This window comes from Kordiimonas sp. (assembly GCF_965216265.1).
Classification (GTDB): domain Bacteria; phylum Pseudomonadota; class Alphaproteobacteria; order Sphingomonadales; family Kordiimonadaceae; genus Kordiimonas.
On record NZ_OZ244153.1, the window covers coordinates 1324374 to 1338812 of the forward strand.

Here is a 14439-nt window from a genome sequence, read left to right on the forward strand (position 1 = left end):
CTACTCCCTAATTGCTGGCTTCAGCGCGGATCGCATCCAGGATTTCCTGGATTTTGAACGGCTGGCCCGAAACTTTGTTCAGCGGCTTGGCATCTAACAGGAACTTGTCCCGAAGCACGGTTTTAAGCTGCCCTGTATTCATCTCCGGCACGATGATTTTATCAAATCCTGCCAGAAGGTCACCCAAATTAGCGGGAAACGGATGAAGATAACGGATATGAATGTGTGAAACCTTAAGGCCATCGGCCCGCGCCGCTTTCACAGCTTCCGAGATCGGGCCATAGGTTGACCCCCAGCCTACAACCGCAAGCGTGCCCTTTTCCTCGCCCTGATCCACATCCTGCGCCGGAATATCGTTAGCGATGCCATTAATTTTGGCTGCGCGCGTATCCGTCATTTTCTGGTGGTTCTCAGGGTCATAAGAAATATGGCCGGTGTTATAGCTTTTCTCAATGCCGCCAATACGGTGCTCGGTCCCGCTGATGCCCGGCTTCGGCCAATGGCGTGCTAGCGTTTTTTCATCCCGCTTGAACGGGTTGAACTCAAGCCCCTCTTCCGGCGCTTCCGCAAACTTCACGGTAAACGGCTCGATCGCGTCCAGATCAGGCAGCTTCCAAGGTTCCGCAGCATTGGCGATAAAGCCGTCGGTCAGCAGCATCACCGGCGTCATATATTTAACCGCCAGGCGGCAAGCCTCAATCGCGGCTTCAAAACAGTCGCCCGGACTACGGGTCGAAATAACCGGCAGTGGCGCATCACCGTTACGACCATAAATCGCCTGATAAAGATCAGACTGTTCCGTTTTTGTCGGCAAGCCAGTGGAAGGGCCTCCGCGCTGGCTGTTGATCACGAGAATTGGTAGCTCGGTTGAGATCGCAAGCCCAAGAGCTTCGCCCTTAAGCGCGATACCCGGGCCAGACGAGCTGGTAACACCAAGCGCGCCACCATATGCCGCGCCGATAGCCGCACAAATTGCAGCAATCTCATCTTCCGCCTGGAAGGTCACTACACCCAGCTCTTTCATGTTTGAAAGTGTGTGCAGGATGGGTGACGCTGGCGTGATGGGGTATGAGCCAAGCACGATAGGAAGGCCTGCAAGCTCACCGCCTGCCGCAACGCCCCAGGAAAGCGCCTGGCTGCCGGTTACCGTTTTATAAAGACCCGGCTCAGAGTGTGTCGCGCCGATCTGATAACGTTTGAAGGTCGCAGAAAGTTCAGCCGTCTCACCAAAAGCATGACCAGCATTAAGCGCTGCAACGTTAGAGGCGGCAATGTCTGGTTTCTTGGCAAATTTTTTCTCAAGCCAGTCAATCACAGGCTCACGCTTGCGGCTGAACATCCAGAGCATCATGCCAAGTGTCCACATGTTTTTACAGCGCAGCGCTTCCTTGTTACCAAGGCCATACTCTTTCACCGCTTCAAGCGTCAGCTTTGAGATATCAAGTTCAATAAGTTGGTAAGCATCAAGCTCATGCGTGTCCACAGGGTCAACTTCATAGCCAGCTTTCTGAAGGTTCCGTTTGGTAAATGAGCCCGTATCAACCACCAGCAAGCCACCGGGGCGCAATGTATCGATATTAACTTTGAGGGCCGCCGGGTTCATGGCCACCAGAACATCAGGCCTGTCACCTACCGTCTTGATCGACTTGGCGCCAAAATTGATCTGGAAGGCAGAAACACCGAAGGTGGTGCCCGCAGGCGCCCTGATCTCAGCCGGGAAATCCGGGAAGGTGGCAAGGTCGCTGCCCGACAGCGCGGTCGAGGTTGTGAATTGGCTGCCGGTCAACTGCATGCCGTCGCCGCTATCGCCCGCAAAACGGACAACCGCCGATTCCAAAACCTGTACGTCAGAAGCCATGGATTACTTTTCCTTCAAGTCCGCAGGCAACTCCTAGTCACGCCCGCTGTCAATGCTCTTTGTCACATGTGCGATACAAATAACGATCTTCAAGCCAAAACGCGAAGAAATTTTTCTATCATACGCATGAAACGCATCTATTTTGAGAATATAATTCTACTCATATTCTCAAAACTCTCATTTAACTCGCGCGCGGTGTCCGCATCAGCACAAATTCTTCTGCGCTTGAGGGATGCACCGCAACGGTGGTATCGAACTGCGCTTTGGTCAGCCCCGCCTTGACGGCAATACCAACACCCTGAATGATCTCTGCTGCGTCAGCGCCAATCATGTGCGCACCAACCACTTTGTCAGTAGTTTTGTCAACGATCAATTTGGTAAAAGCCCGCTCGTCCGAGCCACCCAGCGTGTGCTTCATGGGGCGGAAATCGGACGTATAGACTTCCACCTCACCATACTGGGCTTTTGCTTCCTCCTCCGTGAGGCCAACAGTGCCAATCGGCGGCTGCGAAAACACCGCACTCGGCACGGCGTCATGCGCTGGCGACGTGGGCGCTCCCCCAAACACGGTGAGCGCAAACGCGTGGCCTTCCTTGATCGCAACCGGCGTTAACTGCACACGGTCTGTCACGTCACCTACAGCATAGATGCTGCCCACATTGGTTTTGCCGTAGGCATCAACCTTCACGGCGCCCCCTTTAGCAAGCTCCACCCCCGCAGCATCAAGGCCCAGGCCTTCAGTTTTTGGCGTACGGCCGGTGGCATACATCACGGCGTCGGCCTCAAGGGTTGAGCCGTCGGTCAGCGTCAGCACCACTCCAGTAGAAGATTTTTCTATTTTTGTGACGTTCGTATTGGTGCGGAGATCAATACCTTTGCCGCGCATCTCAGTGGCCAACCTGTCACGCAGATCATCATCAAAACCGCGCAATATCTGCTCGCTGCGATAAAGCTGGATCACCTCTGAGCCCATGCCTCGGAAGATGCCCGCGAACTCAACGGCGATATAACCCCCACCCACAATCACAATGCGCTTGGGCTGCTCATCAAGGTGCAGCGCTTCATTGGACGAAATCGCATGCTCAATACCCGGCACGTCTGGCATTTGCGGCCAACCCCCGACAGCAACCAGAATCGTCTTTGCCGTAATCTCGCGGCCATCAACCTCAACGCTGTTCGGGCCTGTCACAGTGGCGCGACCATTGATGATCTCGACACCTGCGCCGTCCAGCGTTTTGATATAGAGACCGTTTAAGCGGTCTATCTCCGCGTCCTTGCGGGCGATCAGCGTCTTCCAGTCGAAGCTGACATCACCAACGCTCCAACCGAACCCCCTGGCCATTTCAAAATCATCAGAAAAGTGAGACGCATATACGAGCAGTTTTTTGGGTACACAGCCGCGGATCACGCAAGTACCGCCAACACGAAATTCTTCCGCCACAGCGACACGCGCGCCAAACCCTGCCGCAATGCGGCTGGCCCGCACACCGCCAGACCCCGCACCAATGACAAAAAGGTCGTAATCAAACTGCATGGACTGCTTTCCTTCAATACTTATAATATTGCATTTGCAACATTAGTAACATCAATTCAATCATTTTCTGGCTTTTGAATATGGGGCGTGGCGAGCCCAAACCAATATGATGCGCCTTCGTGTCGCATCACAATAATATGATGGCGCACGAGGTCCAGCCCTTTAAAATGCTTATGCACGCGCGGCTGCTTCCAACCATTCGGTGAATGCCGCGGTCTGGTTCTGGTTGTGCCGGTCGCTGCGATAGTGCACGTAATATTGCCCCCAGGGCAGTGAATAGCTGAACTGCTTGAGCGGTATTAAATCCCCCACCCGTACCAACCTATCTGCAACAAGATCATTACTCAGGGCAACACCAAACCCGTCAACGGCCGCGCGAGCAGAGATCAGCGCCAGGTTATAGTGCCTTATGTCAAGCGTTGCAGGCGGGCGAAGGCCTTGATGTTGCATCCACAGTGTCCAGTCAGCGCCTTCCTCAGTACTATAAAGTGGCCAATCGAGTAGCGATGCCGGGTCGTGCGGGTCAATCTGATCATAAACCGTTGGCGCACAAACCGGATACCAGCGCCCGTCCCTCAGCTTTCTTGTGACAAACCCTTCGGGCGCAGGCCAGGCACCGATCAGCACGTCATAGTCGTTCGCATCAAAACTGTTCGCCATAACAAAAGTATCAAGCCGGGTAATCACATCAGGGTACGCGGTATTGAAATCATGCAGGCGCGCAACCAGCCATTCAGACGCCACTGACGTCTGCGTCATGATGCGAAGGCTGACCTTTTGTTTGCCTATCAAGTGATCAGTGACCGACGCCATGCGGCTAAAGCAGTCACCCACCACAGATTGGAAGGTGTCGCCCTCAACGGTAAGCGATATTCGCTTACCGTTCCGCACCAACAGCTTTTTGCCCAGAAAATCCTCAAGGGCGCGCACCTGATGGCTAACGGCACTTTGCGTTACACACAGCTCATCTGCCGCACGGCTGAAACTAAGGTGCCGCGCCGTGGCTTCAAAAGCTCGGATCGCTTTTAGGGGTGGCATTTTGTCCATGATATGTATCCGTGAATTTTATTCATGCATTTGTGAAATACTATCATTTCACATCATGATAAATCCTTCATATTGTTAGGCTGAAGCCACTGTCCGCTTCGGCACGACACCAAGGATGCTGAATGACCAATAAAAAACTCGAGACACTGGAGACGGAACGCCTCCGCCTGAGGGAAGCAACGCTGGACGACGCGGCCTTTACGCTCTCCATTTATAACGATTCGGCGTTTCTTGAATTTATCGGAGACAAAAAGCTACGCACGCTGGAAGATGCCCGCCGCTACATCACTGAAAATTTCATCAACAGTTACCGCGCGCACGGCGTTGGGATGTTGGTCGTGGAGTTGAAGGACAGTAATCAGCCAATCGGCTTTTGCGGCCTCCTCAAACGTCCCTATTTTGAAGAACCCGATATCGGCTTTGCTTACCTGCCTGACTATACCTCGAAGGGTTACGGTTATGAGGCCGCGCGCGCAACGCTCAACCACGCCATGGGCAAGCTTGGGCACAAACATATTCAGGCGCTGGTGTCACCAGCCAATGTTCGTTCCATCGGACTCGTCGAAAAACTTGGGTTGCATTACGACCGCGATGATGTACTGCCGGGACAGGAAACTGCGACCAAGATTTTTGCCATCACCGTTTGAAAGCGCGACGTGCTCCAGAGCCAAAAGCCCGAACGCCGCAATGGCGGCTCCGTGCTTGATTTAGGCTATGCCCACCTATATGCTGCGCCGCAACATAAATATTTGGAGCTTTCCCCAATGGATATTACCGGCAAAACCGCGCTCGTGACCGGCGGCGCATCCGGCCTTGGCCGCGCAACTGTTGAGCATTTTGTAAAGAACGGCGCAAATGCTGTCATTCTCGACCTTAATGACAAGCTGGGCGCCGAGCTTGAAGCCAAGCTCGGCAGCGCTGTCACCTACGTCAATACAGACGTTACAGACGAAGCCGCTGTCGCAAATGCCATCAAAATCGCCAAAGATAAATATGGCAGCGTGGATATTGCCGTGAACTGCGCCGGGATCGGAAACCCCCAGAAAATTATCGACCGGGACGGCAACCGTTTTCCGATGGATCATTTCCGCAAGGTAGTGGGCATTAACCTCATCGGCAGCTACAACGTGCTGGCACAAGCAGCCGAAGCCATGCAGTCAAACGAAGCAAACGCAGACGGTGAACGCGGTGTAATCATCAACACTGCGTCTGTTGCGGCGTTTGAAGGACAGATTGGTCAGGCGGCTTATTCGGCATCCAAGGGCGGTATCGTTGGCCTGACCCTGCCTGCTGCGCGCGAATTTTCTCGCCAGGGTATCCGCGTGATGACCATCGCGCCAGGCTTCATCCACACCCCGCTTTTTGATGGTCTGCCTGAAGCTGCCGTTGAAAGCCTGACCAACCAGGTGGTTTTCCCGAAACGCCTCGGTATGCCACAAGAATACGCCAAGCTTGCTGGCCATATCGTTGAAAACGCATACCTGAACGGTGAAACAATCCGCATGGATGCCGCCGCCCGTATGGCTCCAAAATAATAAGCTCCAATCTGGTGAGGCACTGCCTCACCAGTTCTTCCTAGAAAACAAACACATGTGCCCTAAATGATGGAAACAGGTTCGTTACAGGGAGATGGAGATCATGGGGCCACTCAAAGGCATACGCATTTTGGAACTGGTTGGCATTGGCCCCGGTCCGTTTGCCGGCATGATGCTGGCTGACATGGGCGCGGAGCTGATCGCAATCGACCGACCTGGCCCCGCGTCCCCCATGGAAATGAAGGTGGATATCAACCGCCGCGGCAAACGCTCCATCGCGCTCGACCTGAAATCAAAAGAAGGCCGCTCCGCCTTCCTTAAACTGTGCGAAAGCGCCGATGCGCTTTTTGAAGGGTTCCGCCCTGGCGTGATGGAGAAGTTGGGCCTTGGTCCGGATGACGTGCTTAAGGCCAACCCCAAAATCGTCTATGGCCGCATGACAGGCTGGGGGCAAACAGGCCCCCTCTCCAAAACCGCCGGGCATGACATCAACTATATAGCCCTTTCCGGTGCGCTACATGCCATGGGGCCAAAAGATGCTCCGCCGGTCGCCCCGCTCAATCTGGTTGGTGACTATGGCGGCGGCGGCATGATGCTCTCCTTCGGGCTTGTCTGCGGCATTCTGGAAGCGAAAACGTCCGGCAAAGGCCAAGCCATTGATGTCAGCATGGCCGAAGGCTCGTCCGCACTGATGTCTATCTTCCACTCTATGCTCGCCAACCACCGCTGGGCGCCCATGCGAGGCGTGAACCTGCTGGATGGCGGAGCGCATTTCTACGGCACATTCGAGACAAGCGACGGCCACTATGTAAGTTTCGGCGCGATTGAGCCGCATTTCATGCAGGTATTTATAGACAAAACCGGGCTTGATAGCCGCTGGATGCAGAACCACCTGAACCCCGGCGAGTGGCCTGCCCTCAAGGCTGAGCTGACGGAAATTTTCAAAAGCAAAACACTAGAGGAATGGCAGCAACTGCTGGACGGTACAGACGCTTGTTTTGCACCCATACTACCGTTCTGGGAGGCGTATAAACACCCGCATAATCAGGCGCGGGAGAGCTTTATTGAGGTCGACGGCGTGCGCCAGCCTGCCCCCACCCCGCGTTTCTCCCGCACGGAACCTGAGGTCACCCACGGCCCCGCCGTCAAGGGTGCAGACACGGATGAACTACTCAAAAACGCTGGCTATAGTGCGGAAGATATCCAGCACCTCAGGGACACTGGAAAAATCGGTTAAACCTTGGTATGCGCCAGAGCCGCCAGCGCTCGTTCGCGGGAGGCTTTGCGGTCGATAATAGGATGCGGATAATCTTGCCCGAGGGCAATGCCCGCTCCCTCCAGTACCTCACGCGGTGCTTCAAACGGTTTGTGGATATACGCATCTGGGAGTGCCGCAAGCTCGGGTACAAATTCGCGGACATACTCACCACGCTTGTCAAACTTCTCACCCTGCAAAATCGGGTTGAAGATACGGAAATACGGCGCCGCATCCGCGCCACAGCCCGCCACCCACTGCCAACTTGCAGAATTGTTCGCGAGGTCGGCGTCCACCAGCGTATCCCAGAACCAACTGGCACCGTCCCGCCAGTGCCACAACAGGTCTTTCACCAGAAAGGATGCCACAATCATGCGCACCCGGTTGTGCATCCAGCCCGTTTGCCACAGTTGCCGCATACCCGCATCCACGATCGGGAACCCTGTTTGCCCCTTTTGCCAGGCCGCAAGATGCTCTCCCTGCCCGTCCTGCCACGGAAATCGGTTGAAGTTTACTTTCAGCGGGCGCTTTGGCATCTCAGGGAAATGGAACAGCAGGTGTGTACTGAAATCGCGCCAACCAAGTTCGCGCATAAAGGCGTGGATACCGTTACTGGCAGCAGGGTTTGCTTCAGCCGCCGCCATGCTTTGTGCCCATATCCGCCGTACGCTGATCTCACCGTCCACAAGGTACGGAGACAAGCGCGACGTACCATCCACGCCAGGCACGTCACGGGCGCCTGCGTAACCTGCAGCGATTTCATCAAGAAAATGCTCCAGCCTCTCCAGCGCCGCAGCCTCTCCCGGCTGCCATGCCTCGCTGATGGGATCAGCCCAACAGGACGGCTTCGGCTCAAGCCCAAGACTCTCAAGCGGGTCGGTTGCGGGCCATGCAGATGGCGCCGGAATCTGGCTCGGTGCGTCATAGGCATACTGTTCGCCTATCAACTCTTTGGCCTGTCGCCAGAAGGGCGAAAACACCTCATAGGGTTTGCCCGTTTTGGTGACGATCTGTTCTGGCTCAAGCAGCAAGTTTCCGCTGAAACGCCTGCACTCAACACCGGCTGCGGTACAGGTTTCATGAAGCGTTTCCTGCAGCGCACGCCCGTGCGGGCTGTAGCTTCGGTTCATATATATCGCGTCTGCCGCACTTTCACGTAGCAGCGCACCAATGATATCAGACGTGTTACCGTGCCTGATAACCAGCCTGCTGCCCCGCTGTTCCAACTTCCAGCCAAGCTTGGCAAGCGACTGCAGCAGCCACCAACGCCGCGCGCCGCCCGGCGCCCGTGCACCCGCACTCTCGTTATCAAGGATAAATACGGGAACAACCGGCCTGCCAGTCTTGCAAGCCGCCAACAGCGCCGGGTTATCGTCAAGGCGAAGCGCCCCGGCCATCAACACCAAAATCGAACTCACACATACCCCCTCATGGTCTCACCATGAGGGTTTTACGTTAGAGGTCCATGATCCGATCAATATCTTTTGGCAATTGTTTCGGCTTCTCCATAAGCGACACCCCGATGAACAGGATCATGGAAGTGAGCATAGCGAGGAAACCTGGCGAGATAGCGTAAGGTATCGTGATCGAAAACAGCTGGATGCTCAGGTTGATCACGAGGCTTGAGGAGATGGCAACAATAGCCGCCCGGGCACTTGCCTGTTTCCAGTTGAGGCCAATAAGCACAACAGGCACAAGCGCCGCCGCAAACGTGCCCCACCCAAAGGCCCCAAGTATGGCCACAAGCGCGTTGCTCCCATAATAGCTATAAAGCGCAAAGCCCGCTGAAAGCACAGAAAGGCCAACCGTTGCGATACGAGCCCAGAAAAGCTCGTTATCAAGCGAACGACCCCGAATGGCTTTCGGGATATCGTGGATGATGGCCGCCGCGCCGATGTTGAGAAAGCCGTCCGCCGTGGACATGATCGCGGCAAAAAGTCCGGCAAACACAATGCCCGCTAGAAGCGGGTGAGCATATGTGGACAAGAACGCAGGCGCTGCTTCATCAGGTGCACCAAGCGGCATCGCCACATCACCAAGCACAAGGGCCCGCATGACCACGCCCACCGAAATCCACAGCATCGCCGCAATAGCATAGCCGAATATGGTCATCGGCAAGATCACGCGGTTGTCGCTCAGGTTCCGGTTCATCATCATTTTGGTGGCAACGTGGGGTTGGCCCGCAAGCCCAAGGCCAAAGAGGAAAAACCAGCTGAGCGACGCCATGGTGCCAAGCGTGCCAAACGGCATGATGCTTTCGCCGTCTTTTTCAAGTAGTATCTGACTCACCTCTGCAAGCCCACCGTCAAACACTGTTGCAGCCGTCATCACCACCAGCGCGCCAGAGACGATCATCACGATGCCCTGCACAAGGTCGGTGTACACAGACGCGATAATACCGCCGGTGACGCAGTAAAAAATCAACACAGCACTGGAGAGCAGCACACAGGCAAGCAAGCTGATATCCGCCAGCACTTCTGTTGCCGACAGAACGGATTGCAGCACCAGCGCCATCGCAAGAATCTGCGTCGCCAGATACCCCAGCACACCCAAAAGGATCGTGCCCGCAGTAAGTAACCGGGCTGTTTCACTGCCGTACCGCGCGAACACCACATCAGGAAGCGACATGGTATCCCGCACTTCAGCTACCATGCGGATACGCTTGGAGATCAGGTAAAACCCGGTGGCGTACCCAAGGGCCGAACACACCGCCATCCAGATAGAGCTAAGCCCAGTGGCATAAACAAGCCCCGGGCCGCCAACAAAACCAAAACCGGATAGGGTTGACGAGAATACAGCGAGGCTGACAACCACCGGCCCAAGTCCGCGCCCGGCGACAAAGAAGTCACCGGCAGACTTGGTCCTGCGCATCGCCCAAAGACCCACCCAGATACACATCACCATATAAAGCGCAACACAGCCAAGAATAATGGCTTGACGATACTCTTCCATCACTCAGCCCTCTCTTCCGCCTTCAGCTCTTCCACAAGTGCATGGAAAGCAGCTTCATCTTCGGCGGGAAGGAAATACCTGCGGAATGCAAAAACATAAAACAGGTCAAACACCACAAAACTTCCCCATATGCCCCAGAACATCCAGTTCACAGGCACAGGAAAGCCAAACACCACATCCGTCTGCCCGGTTTCCAGATAGGCCTCATATCCGCTGTACAGCATGTACCAGACAAACATGGCGACGCCGGTGAAAGTCGCCAGCGTTAACCTGAGCGTAGTGTCACGACGACGCTCCGCAACGCCCATGTAAAGAAGCGTGCCCGCAAACGCGATCACGGCAATCTGGAAATAGAAGGGGGCCAAGCCGACCGTCGCGAGTCGCGCAGCGCCGTCACCGCCAAGCTTCATACCCGAAATGGTTTCGTGGGCAACACCAACGGCGCCCGGTGGTGGGTCACTTAATAATATGAAGATCGTAATACTGGCTATGGCCAGCAGAAACGCAAACGCAAGATGTATGGCTTTCACGATGGCCTCCCCTCCACCTATTCGGGAGCGAGCCTAGTGGCCTTTGCTGGCCTGGGTCAATAGCCCACATTGCAATTTTTCAACGATCGTTCAATTTTACTGCAAAATATAAGGTTTGATGAGTAGCAAGCTCATGGTGAGCAAGATGAGCCAGGTGCCAAGGGCGGACACAAAACGCCCCATACGCCGCCACGGTGTTGGTGGGCTTTCCACCTTTAGGCACACCGCGTGGATGATACGCGCGAACAAGAGTCCTGTACCAAGCCCGTGCAGTAAAAGCGCACGTGTGTGCGCAAGCTCAAGCACCAAAAACATCAAAAGCATGATGGGCACATGCTCGGTGAAATTTCCGAACACACGGATTCGGGTCGTGAGGTCTGGCTCGCCACCGTCGCCAAACTCGATATCCGCACGAGCACGCGCGAAGGATACCCTGATCGACAGGATCGCCATCAACAGCCCAAAAAGCCCGGTGTATAGAATTGTGAGTGGTATATTGCCCATGCGCCCTGCTCCCCTTCAGATCACAAGGCTATCAAACAAGGCGGTGGGCCAAAAAACAACGAAAAATGTGTTTTAATGCGCCGCTTCCACTGCGGTACGGGCAAGTTCACGCACGAGGCCAAGGTCGATATCGCCGCCTTTACTGCGCGGCGTGATCCATGACCCACCCACAGTCGCAACGTTTGGAAGCGCGCGATAATCAGGGGCCGTATCCACAGAAATGCCACCGGTTGGGCAAAATGTCAGGTCAGGCAACACGCTGCCAACCGCCTTGAGGAAACCGGTTCCGCCTGAGATATTGGCAGGGAAAAATTTCAGTGCCTCAAACCCCCATTCCCGCGCCTGCATGGCTTCTGAAAGCGTGGCAACACCGGGCAGGAACGGCCAGTTGAGCCGCTTCACAGCAGCCGCCAGCTCAGGCGTCAGCCCAGGGCTCACGCCAAATTCCGCCCCCGCCTCAACCGATGCTTCCGCAAGGTCGGGCGTGATCACTGTGCCCGCACCCACACAGGCATCGTCGGGCAAATCCTGTTTCACGGCATTGATGGCTGCTAGTGCTGTGGGGTGCCGGAGCGTAATCTCAAGCACGCTCAAGCCCTCGTCAAAAAGCACGCGGCAAACATTAACCGCTTCTTCTTCGTTCACAAACGCCAGCACCGGAATGACCGGTGATTTTTTCAGTACCGCGACAACGTCAGACATGATTATTCCCATCCCGCAAAAACAGAAGCCCCACCACTCGCCGGGCCCACAAGCGCACGCATACCAGAGAAAAGATTACGCCCAAATGTTTCAGGCGTTTGAAGGCCGCCCGATGGTGTGCGTTTTTCAAACTCTTCCTTGTCCACAAGAAGCTCCAAGACACCATTCTCCGCGTCAAGGCGGATCATGTCCCCGTGCTGCACACGTGCGATCGGGCCACCGTTCGCCGCCTCAGGTGTAACATGAATGGCGGCAGGCACTTTACCAGACGCGCCAGACATCCGGCCATCTGTCACCAGCGCGACCTTGAAGCCCTTATCCTGCAGCACACCAAGGCTTGGCGTAAGCTTGTGCAGCTCAGGCATACCGTTGGACTTTGGCCCCTGGAAGCGGATAACCGCGATGAAGTCCCGCTCAAGCTCGCCTGCTTTATAGGCTTTAAGAAGATCATCCTGATCCTCGAACACGATGGCAGGGGCCTCAACAAACCTGTGCTCTGGCTTCACTGCAGAAACTTTCATCACCGCTTCACCAAGCGCACCGTTGAACACAGCCAAACCGCCTGTTGGCTGGAAAGGCTTGTCGATCTTGCGCAGGATCATCTCATCTCCCGGCTGGTCAGGCGACAAACGCCACGTCAGCTTGCCACCAACAACTGCGGGCATTTCACTGAATGGCCGCAAACCGCGCCCCAAAATCGTTTCCACATCTTCGTGCAACAAACCACCGGCCAGTAATTCCCTGATCACGAACGGCGTACCGCCCGCTTCGTGGAAGGCATTCACATCTGCCGTACCGTTTGGATACACCCGCGCGAGCAGCGGTATAATCTCGGATAAATCAGCAAAATCCCGCCATGTAAGCTGTATACCCGCTGCCGCCGCAATGGCCACAATATGCAAGGTGTGGTTGGTTGAACCACCGGTCGCGAGCAAGCCGATCGCGCCGTTGATCACTGATTCTACCGTTACCATTTCAGCAAGGCCGACACCGTTTTTTGCCTCGGAAAGCGCTACGATACGCTCGGACGCTGCCACATCAAGCGCCTCCCGCACACCATCACCGGGTGCAAAGAAGCTGCTGCCAGGCAGTTGCAGGCCCATCATCTCCAACATCATCTGGTTGGAGTTTGCAGTGCCGTAAAACGTACAGGTGCCTGGACTATGGTACGCGCGACTTTCGCTTTGCAGAAGCTCTTCCCGGCCCACTTCGCCCTTGGCGAACTGTTGCCGCACTTTGGCCTTTTCGCCGTTCGATATACCAGTGGGCATTGGCCCTGCTGGCACAAAAACAAATGGCAGGTGCCCAAACGCGATAGCGCCGATAAGAAGTCCGGGCACGATCTTGTCGCAGATGCCGAACAAAAGCCCGCCGTCAAAGACGTTATGGCTCATGGCAATACCCGTTGCCATGGCGATCACTTCCCGGCTGAAGAGCGACATTTCCATGCCTGGCTGGCCTTGGGTCACACCATCACACATGGCCGGCACACCGCCCGCCATTTGCGCTACGCCGCCCGCATTGATGACGGCGTTTTTCACTTCATCCAGTTTCGCGTGATAGGGCTGGTGAGCAGACAGCATGTCGTTATAGGCGCTGACAATGCCGATATTGACCATGCCTTCCTGCATCAGCTTTTCTTTTTCAGCTTCCGAGCAGGCAGCGATGGCGTGGGCCAGGTTGCCACAAGAAAGATGCGGGCGCGCAGGCCCGGCGTCACGCATGGCCTGAATGTTCGCGAGGTATGCGGCGCGGCTTTTCTCGGACCGCTTGTGCACACGCGCGGTAATTTCGGCTAGTTTTGGATGGGTCATGTTACGCTCCCGTCGTTACAGACAGCGGGTACACCCGAAACATCAGGGCGCCCAGTATACAGTTATGTCAGCCATTTGGGCGAGGCGCGCAATTGGCAGATGCGTATCTGTCGCCAGCGCACGTTCAAGCACCTGTTTTTTCTCAAGCCCCGTAATCATCAGGGCGACGTGCTGCGCGGCCGCTATCGTTGCGGCTGTCAGGCTCATCCGGTCAAGCTCGTCACCGGTAACATCGCTTCTTTTCGCCTTGAGCGCTGCACATGGTGACATGTTTGTTGTCGCCATCGCATCTTCAAGGCCTTCCGCCTCAGGGAAAAGGGAAGCGGTATGCCCGTCTGGCCCCATGCCCAAGAGAACACTTGCGAACGGCAGCGACAAGCCCGAATAGCGTTTATTTACGTCCGCCACCGCATCAAAGGGGTTTGCATGCTTGGTTTTCATGCCCAGGAAATGCGCTTCCGCAGCCAACTTCTGGGCCAGTGCGTTCCGCATGAAAGTTTCATTGCTGCGCGGGTGGTCAGTCTCCACCCAGCGCTCATCAACAAGTGCTACCTGAATATCTTCCCACGCGAGCGGTGCTTCGGCCATCGCTTCAAAAAGTGGTTTTGGCGTCGATCCACCAGACACGGCCCACGCGGCACGCCCCTGTTTCTTGATCGCGCGCATCAGCGCTTCGGACGTATCTTCCTCAAGCGCGTCAACCATTTC

Annotated in this window: 13 protein-coding genes; 3 read left to right on the forward strand and 10 right to left on the reverse strand. The window is 55.6% G+C overall.

The genetic code is table 11. The features are described from left to right. Positions 1-7: 7 nt before the first annotated feature. The 3 genes from ACOOGA_RS06110 to ACOOGA_RS06120 form a co-directional block, all read right to left on the reverse strand. Positions 8-1858 (reverse strand): 2-oxoacid:acceptor oxidoreductase subunit alpha, encoded by a 1851-nt coding sequence (locus ACOOGA_RS06110; RefSeq protein ID WP_420429967.1) that lies wholly within the window; start codon positions 1856-1858, stop codon positions 8-10. A 181-nt stretch (positions 1859-2039) separates the two neighbouring features. Further along, entirely contained in the window at positions 2040-3392 is a 1353-nt protein-coding gene (gene gor, locus ACOOGA_RS06115; RefSeq protein ID WP_420429968.1) for a glutathione-disulfide reductase, read from the reverse strand. A gap of 171 nt (positions 3393-3563) precedes the next feature. Continuing rightward, complete coding sequence (locus tag ACOOGA_RS06120) at positions 3564-4430, reverse strand: LysR family transcriptional regulator (RefSeq protein WP_420429969.1); 867 nt, start codon at positions 4428-4430, stop codon at positions 3564-3566. Positions 4431-4561: 131 nt separating this feature from the next. Here ACOOGA_RS06120 and ACOOGA_RS06125 point away from each other — a divergent pair, with 131 nt between their 5' ends. From ACOOGA_RS06125 to ACOOGA_RS06135, 3 genes are all read left to right on the forward strand, one after another. Then, positions 4562-5086, forward strand: coding sequence for a GNAT family N-acetyltransferase (locus ACOOGA_RS06125; RefSeq protein WP_420429970.1), 525 nt, complete (start codon positions 4562-4564; stop codon positions 5084-5086). 117 nt (positions 5087-5203) lie between these two features. After that, on the forward strand, positions 5204-5974 hold the full coding sequence (locus tag ACOOGA_RS06130) for a 3-hydroxyacyl-CoA dehydrogenase (RefSeq protein WP_420429971.1): 771 nt from the start codon (positions 5204-5206) through the stop codon (positions 5972-5974). Positions 5975-6077: 103 nt separating this feature from the next. Next, positions 6078-7211 (forward strand): CaiB/BaiF CoA transferase family protein, encoded by a 1134-nt coding sequence (locus ACOOGA_RS06135; protein WP_420429972.1) that lies wholly within the window; start codon positions 6078-6080, stop codon positions 7209-7211. Here the strand turns inward: ACOOGA_RS06135 and ACOOGA_RS06140 are convergent. From ACOOGA_RS06140 to pgl, 7 genes are all read right to left on the reverse strand, one after another. Continuing rightward, positions 7208-8647: a cryptochrome/photolyase family protein gene (locus ACOOGA_RS06140; protein ID WP_420429973.1), complete on the reverse strand. Its 1440-nt coding sequence runs from the start codon at positions 8645-8647 to the stop codon at positions 7208-7210. The genes ACOOGA_RS06135 and ACOOGA_RS06140 overlap by 4 nt on opposite strands. A 37-nt stretch (positions 8648-8684) precedes the next feature. Continuing rightward, the gene (locus ACOOGA_RS06145) at positions 8685-10181 is read right to left on the reverse strand and encodes a sodium:solute symporter family transporter (protein ID WP_420429974.1); all 1497 of its coding nucleotides are present in this window, start codon (positions 10179-10181) and stop codon (positions 8685-8687) included. Next, complete coding sequence (locus tag ACOOGA_RS06150; RefSeq protein ID WP_420429975.1) at positions 10181-10711, reverse strand: hypothetical protein; 531 nt, start codon at positions 10709-10711, stop codon at positions 10181-10183. Before ACOOGA_RS06150 ends, ACOOGA_RS06145 begins: the two co-directional genes overlap by 1 nt. A gap of 96 nt (positions 10712-10807) precedes the next feature. Next, positions 10808-11215 carry an MAPEG family protein gene (locus ACOOGA_RS06155; RefSeq protein WP_420429976.1) on the reverse strand — a complete coding sequence of 136 codons (408 nt, stop codon included), beginning with the start codon at positions 11213-11215 and terminating at the stop codon, positions 10808-10810. Positions 11216-11287: 72 nt separating this feature from the next. Continuing rightward, the gene (locus tag ACOOGA_RS06160) at positions 11288-11917 is read right to left on the reverse strand and encodes a bifunctional 4-hydroxy-2-oxoglutarate aldolase/2-dehydro-3-deoxy-phosphogluconate aldolase (protein ID WP_420429977.1); all 630 of its coding nucleotides are present in this window, start codon (positions 11915-11917) and stop codon (positions 11288-11290) included. Positions 11918-11919: 2 nt separating this feature from the next. Next, complete coding sequence (gene edd / locus ACOOGA_RS06165) at positions 11920-13731, reverse strand: phosphogluconate dehydratase (protein ID WP_420429978.1); 1812 nt, start codon at positions 13729-13731, stop codon at positions 11920-11922. A gap of 42 nt (positions 13732-13773) precedes the next feature. Beyond that, positions 13774-14436: a 6-phosphogluconolactonase gene (gene pgl / locus ACOOGA_RS06170; RefSeq protein ID WP_420429979.1), complete on the reverse strand. Its 663-nt coding sequence runs from the start codon at positions 14434-14436 to the stop codon at positions 13774-13776. Positions 14437-14439: the final 3 nt, after the last annotated feature.

Excerpts from the sequence above, each read along its gene's own strand:
- ACOOGA_RS06110 (WP_420429967.1), bottom strand. The coding sequence starts at position 1,858 with ATGGCTTCTGACGTACAGGTTTTGGAATCGGCGGTTGTCCGTTTTGCG.
- gor (WP_420429968.1), bottom strand. The coding sequence starts at position 3,392 with ATGCAGTTTGATTACGACCTTTTTGTCATTGGTGCGGGGTCTGGCGGT.
- ACOOGA_RS06120 (WP_420429969.1), bottom strand. The coding sequence starts at position 4,430 with ATGCCACCCCTAAAAGCGATCCGAGCTTTTGAAGCCACGGCGCGGCAC.
- ACOOGA_RS06125 (WP_420429970.1), top strand. The coding sequence starts at position 4,562 with ATGACCAATAAAAAACTCGAGACACTGGAGACGGAACGCCTCCGCCTG.
- ACOOGA_RS06130 (WP_420429971.1), top strand. The coding sequence starts at position 5,204 with ATGGATATTACCGGCAAAACCGCGCTCGTGACCGGCGGCGCATCCGGC.
- ACOOGA_RS06135 (WP_420429972.1), top strand. The coding sequence starts at position 6,078 with ATGGGGCCACTCAAAGGCATACGCATTTTGGAACTGGTTGGCATTGGC.
- ACOOGA_RS06145 (WP_420429974.1), bottom strand. The coding sequence starts at position 10,181 with ATGGAAGAGTATCGTCAAGCCATTATTCTTGGCTGTGTTGCGCTTTAT.
- ACOOGA_RS06155 (WP_420429976.1), bottom strand. The coding sequence starts at position 11,215 with ATGGGCAATATACCACTCACAATTCTATACACCGGGCTTTTTGGGCTG.
- ACOOGA_RS06160 (WP_420429977.1), bottom strand. The coding sequence starts at position 11,917 with ATGTCTGACGTTGTCGCGGTACTGAAAAAATCACCGGTCATTCCGGTG.
- edd (WP_420429978.1), bottom strand. The coding sequence starts at position 13,731 with ATGACCCATCCAAAACTAGCCGAAATTACCGCGCGTGTGCACAAGCGG.
- pgl (WP_420429979.1), bottom strand. The coding sequence starts at position 14,436 with ATGGTTGACGCGCTTGAGGAAGATACGTCCGAAGCGCTGATGCGCGCG.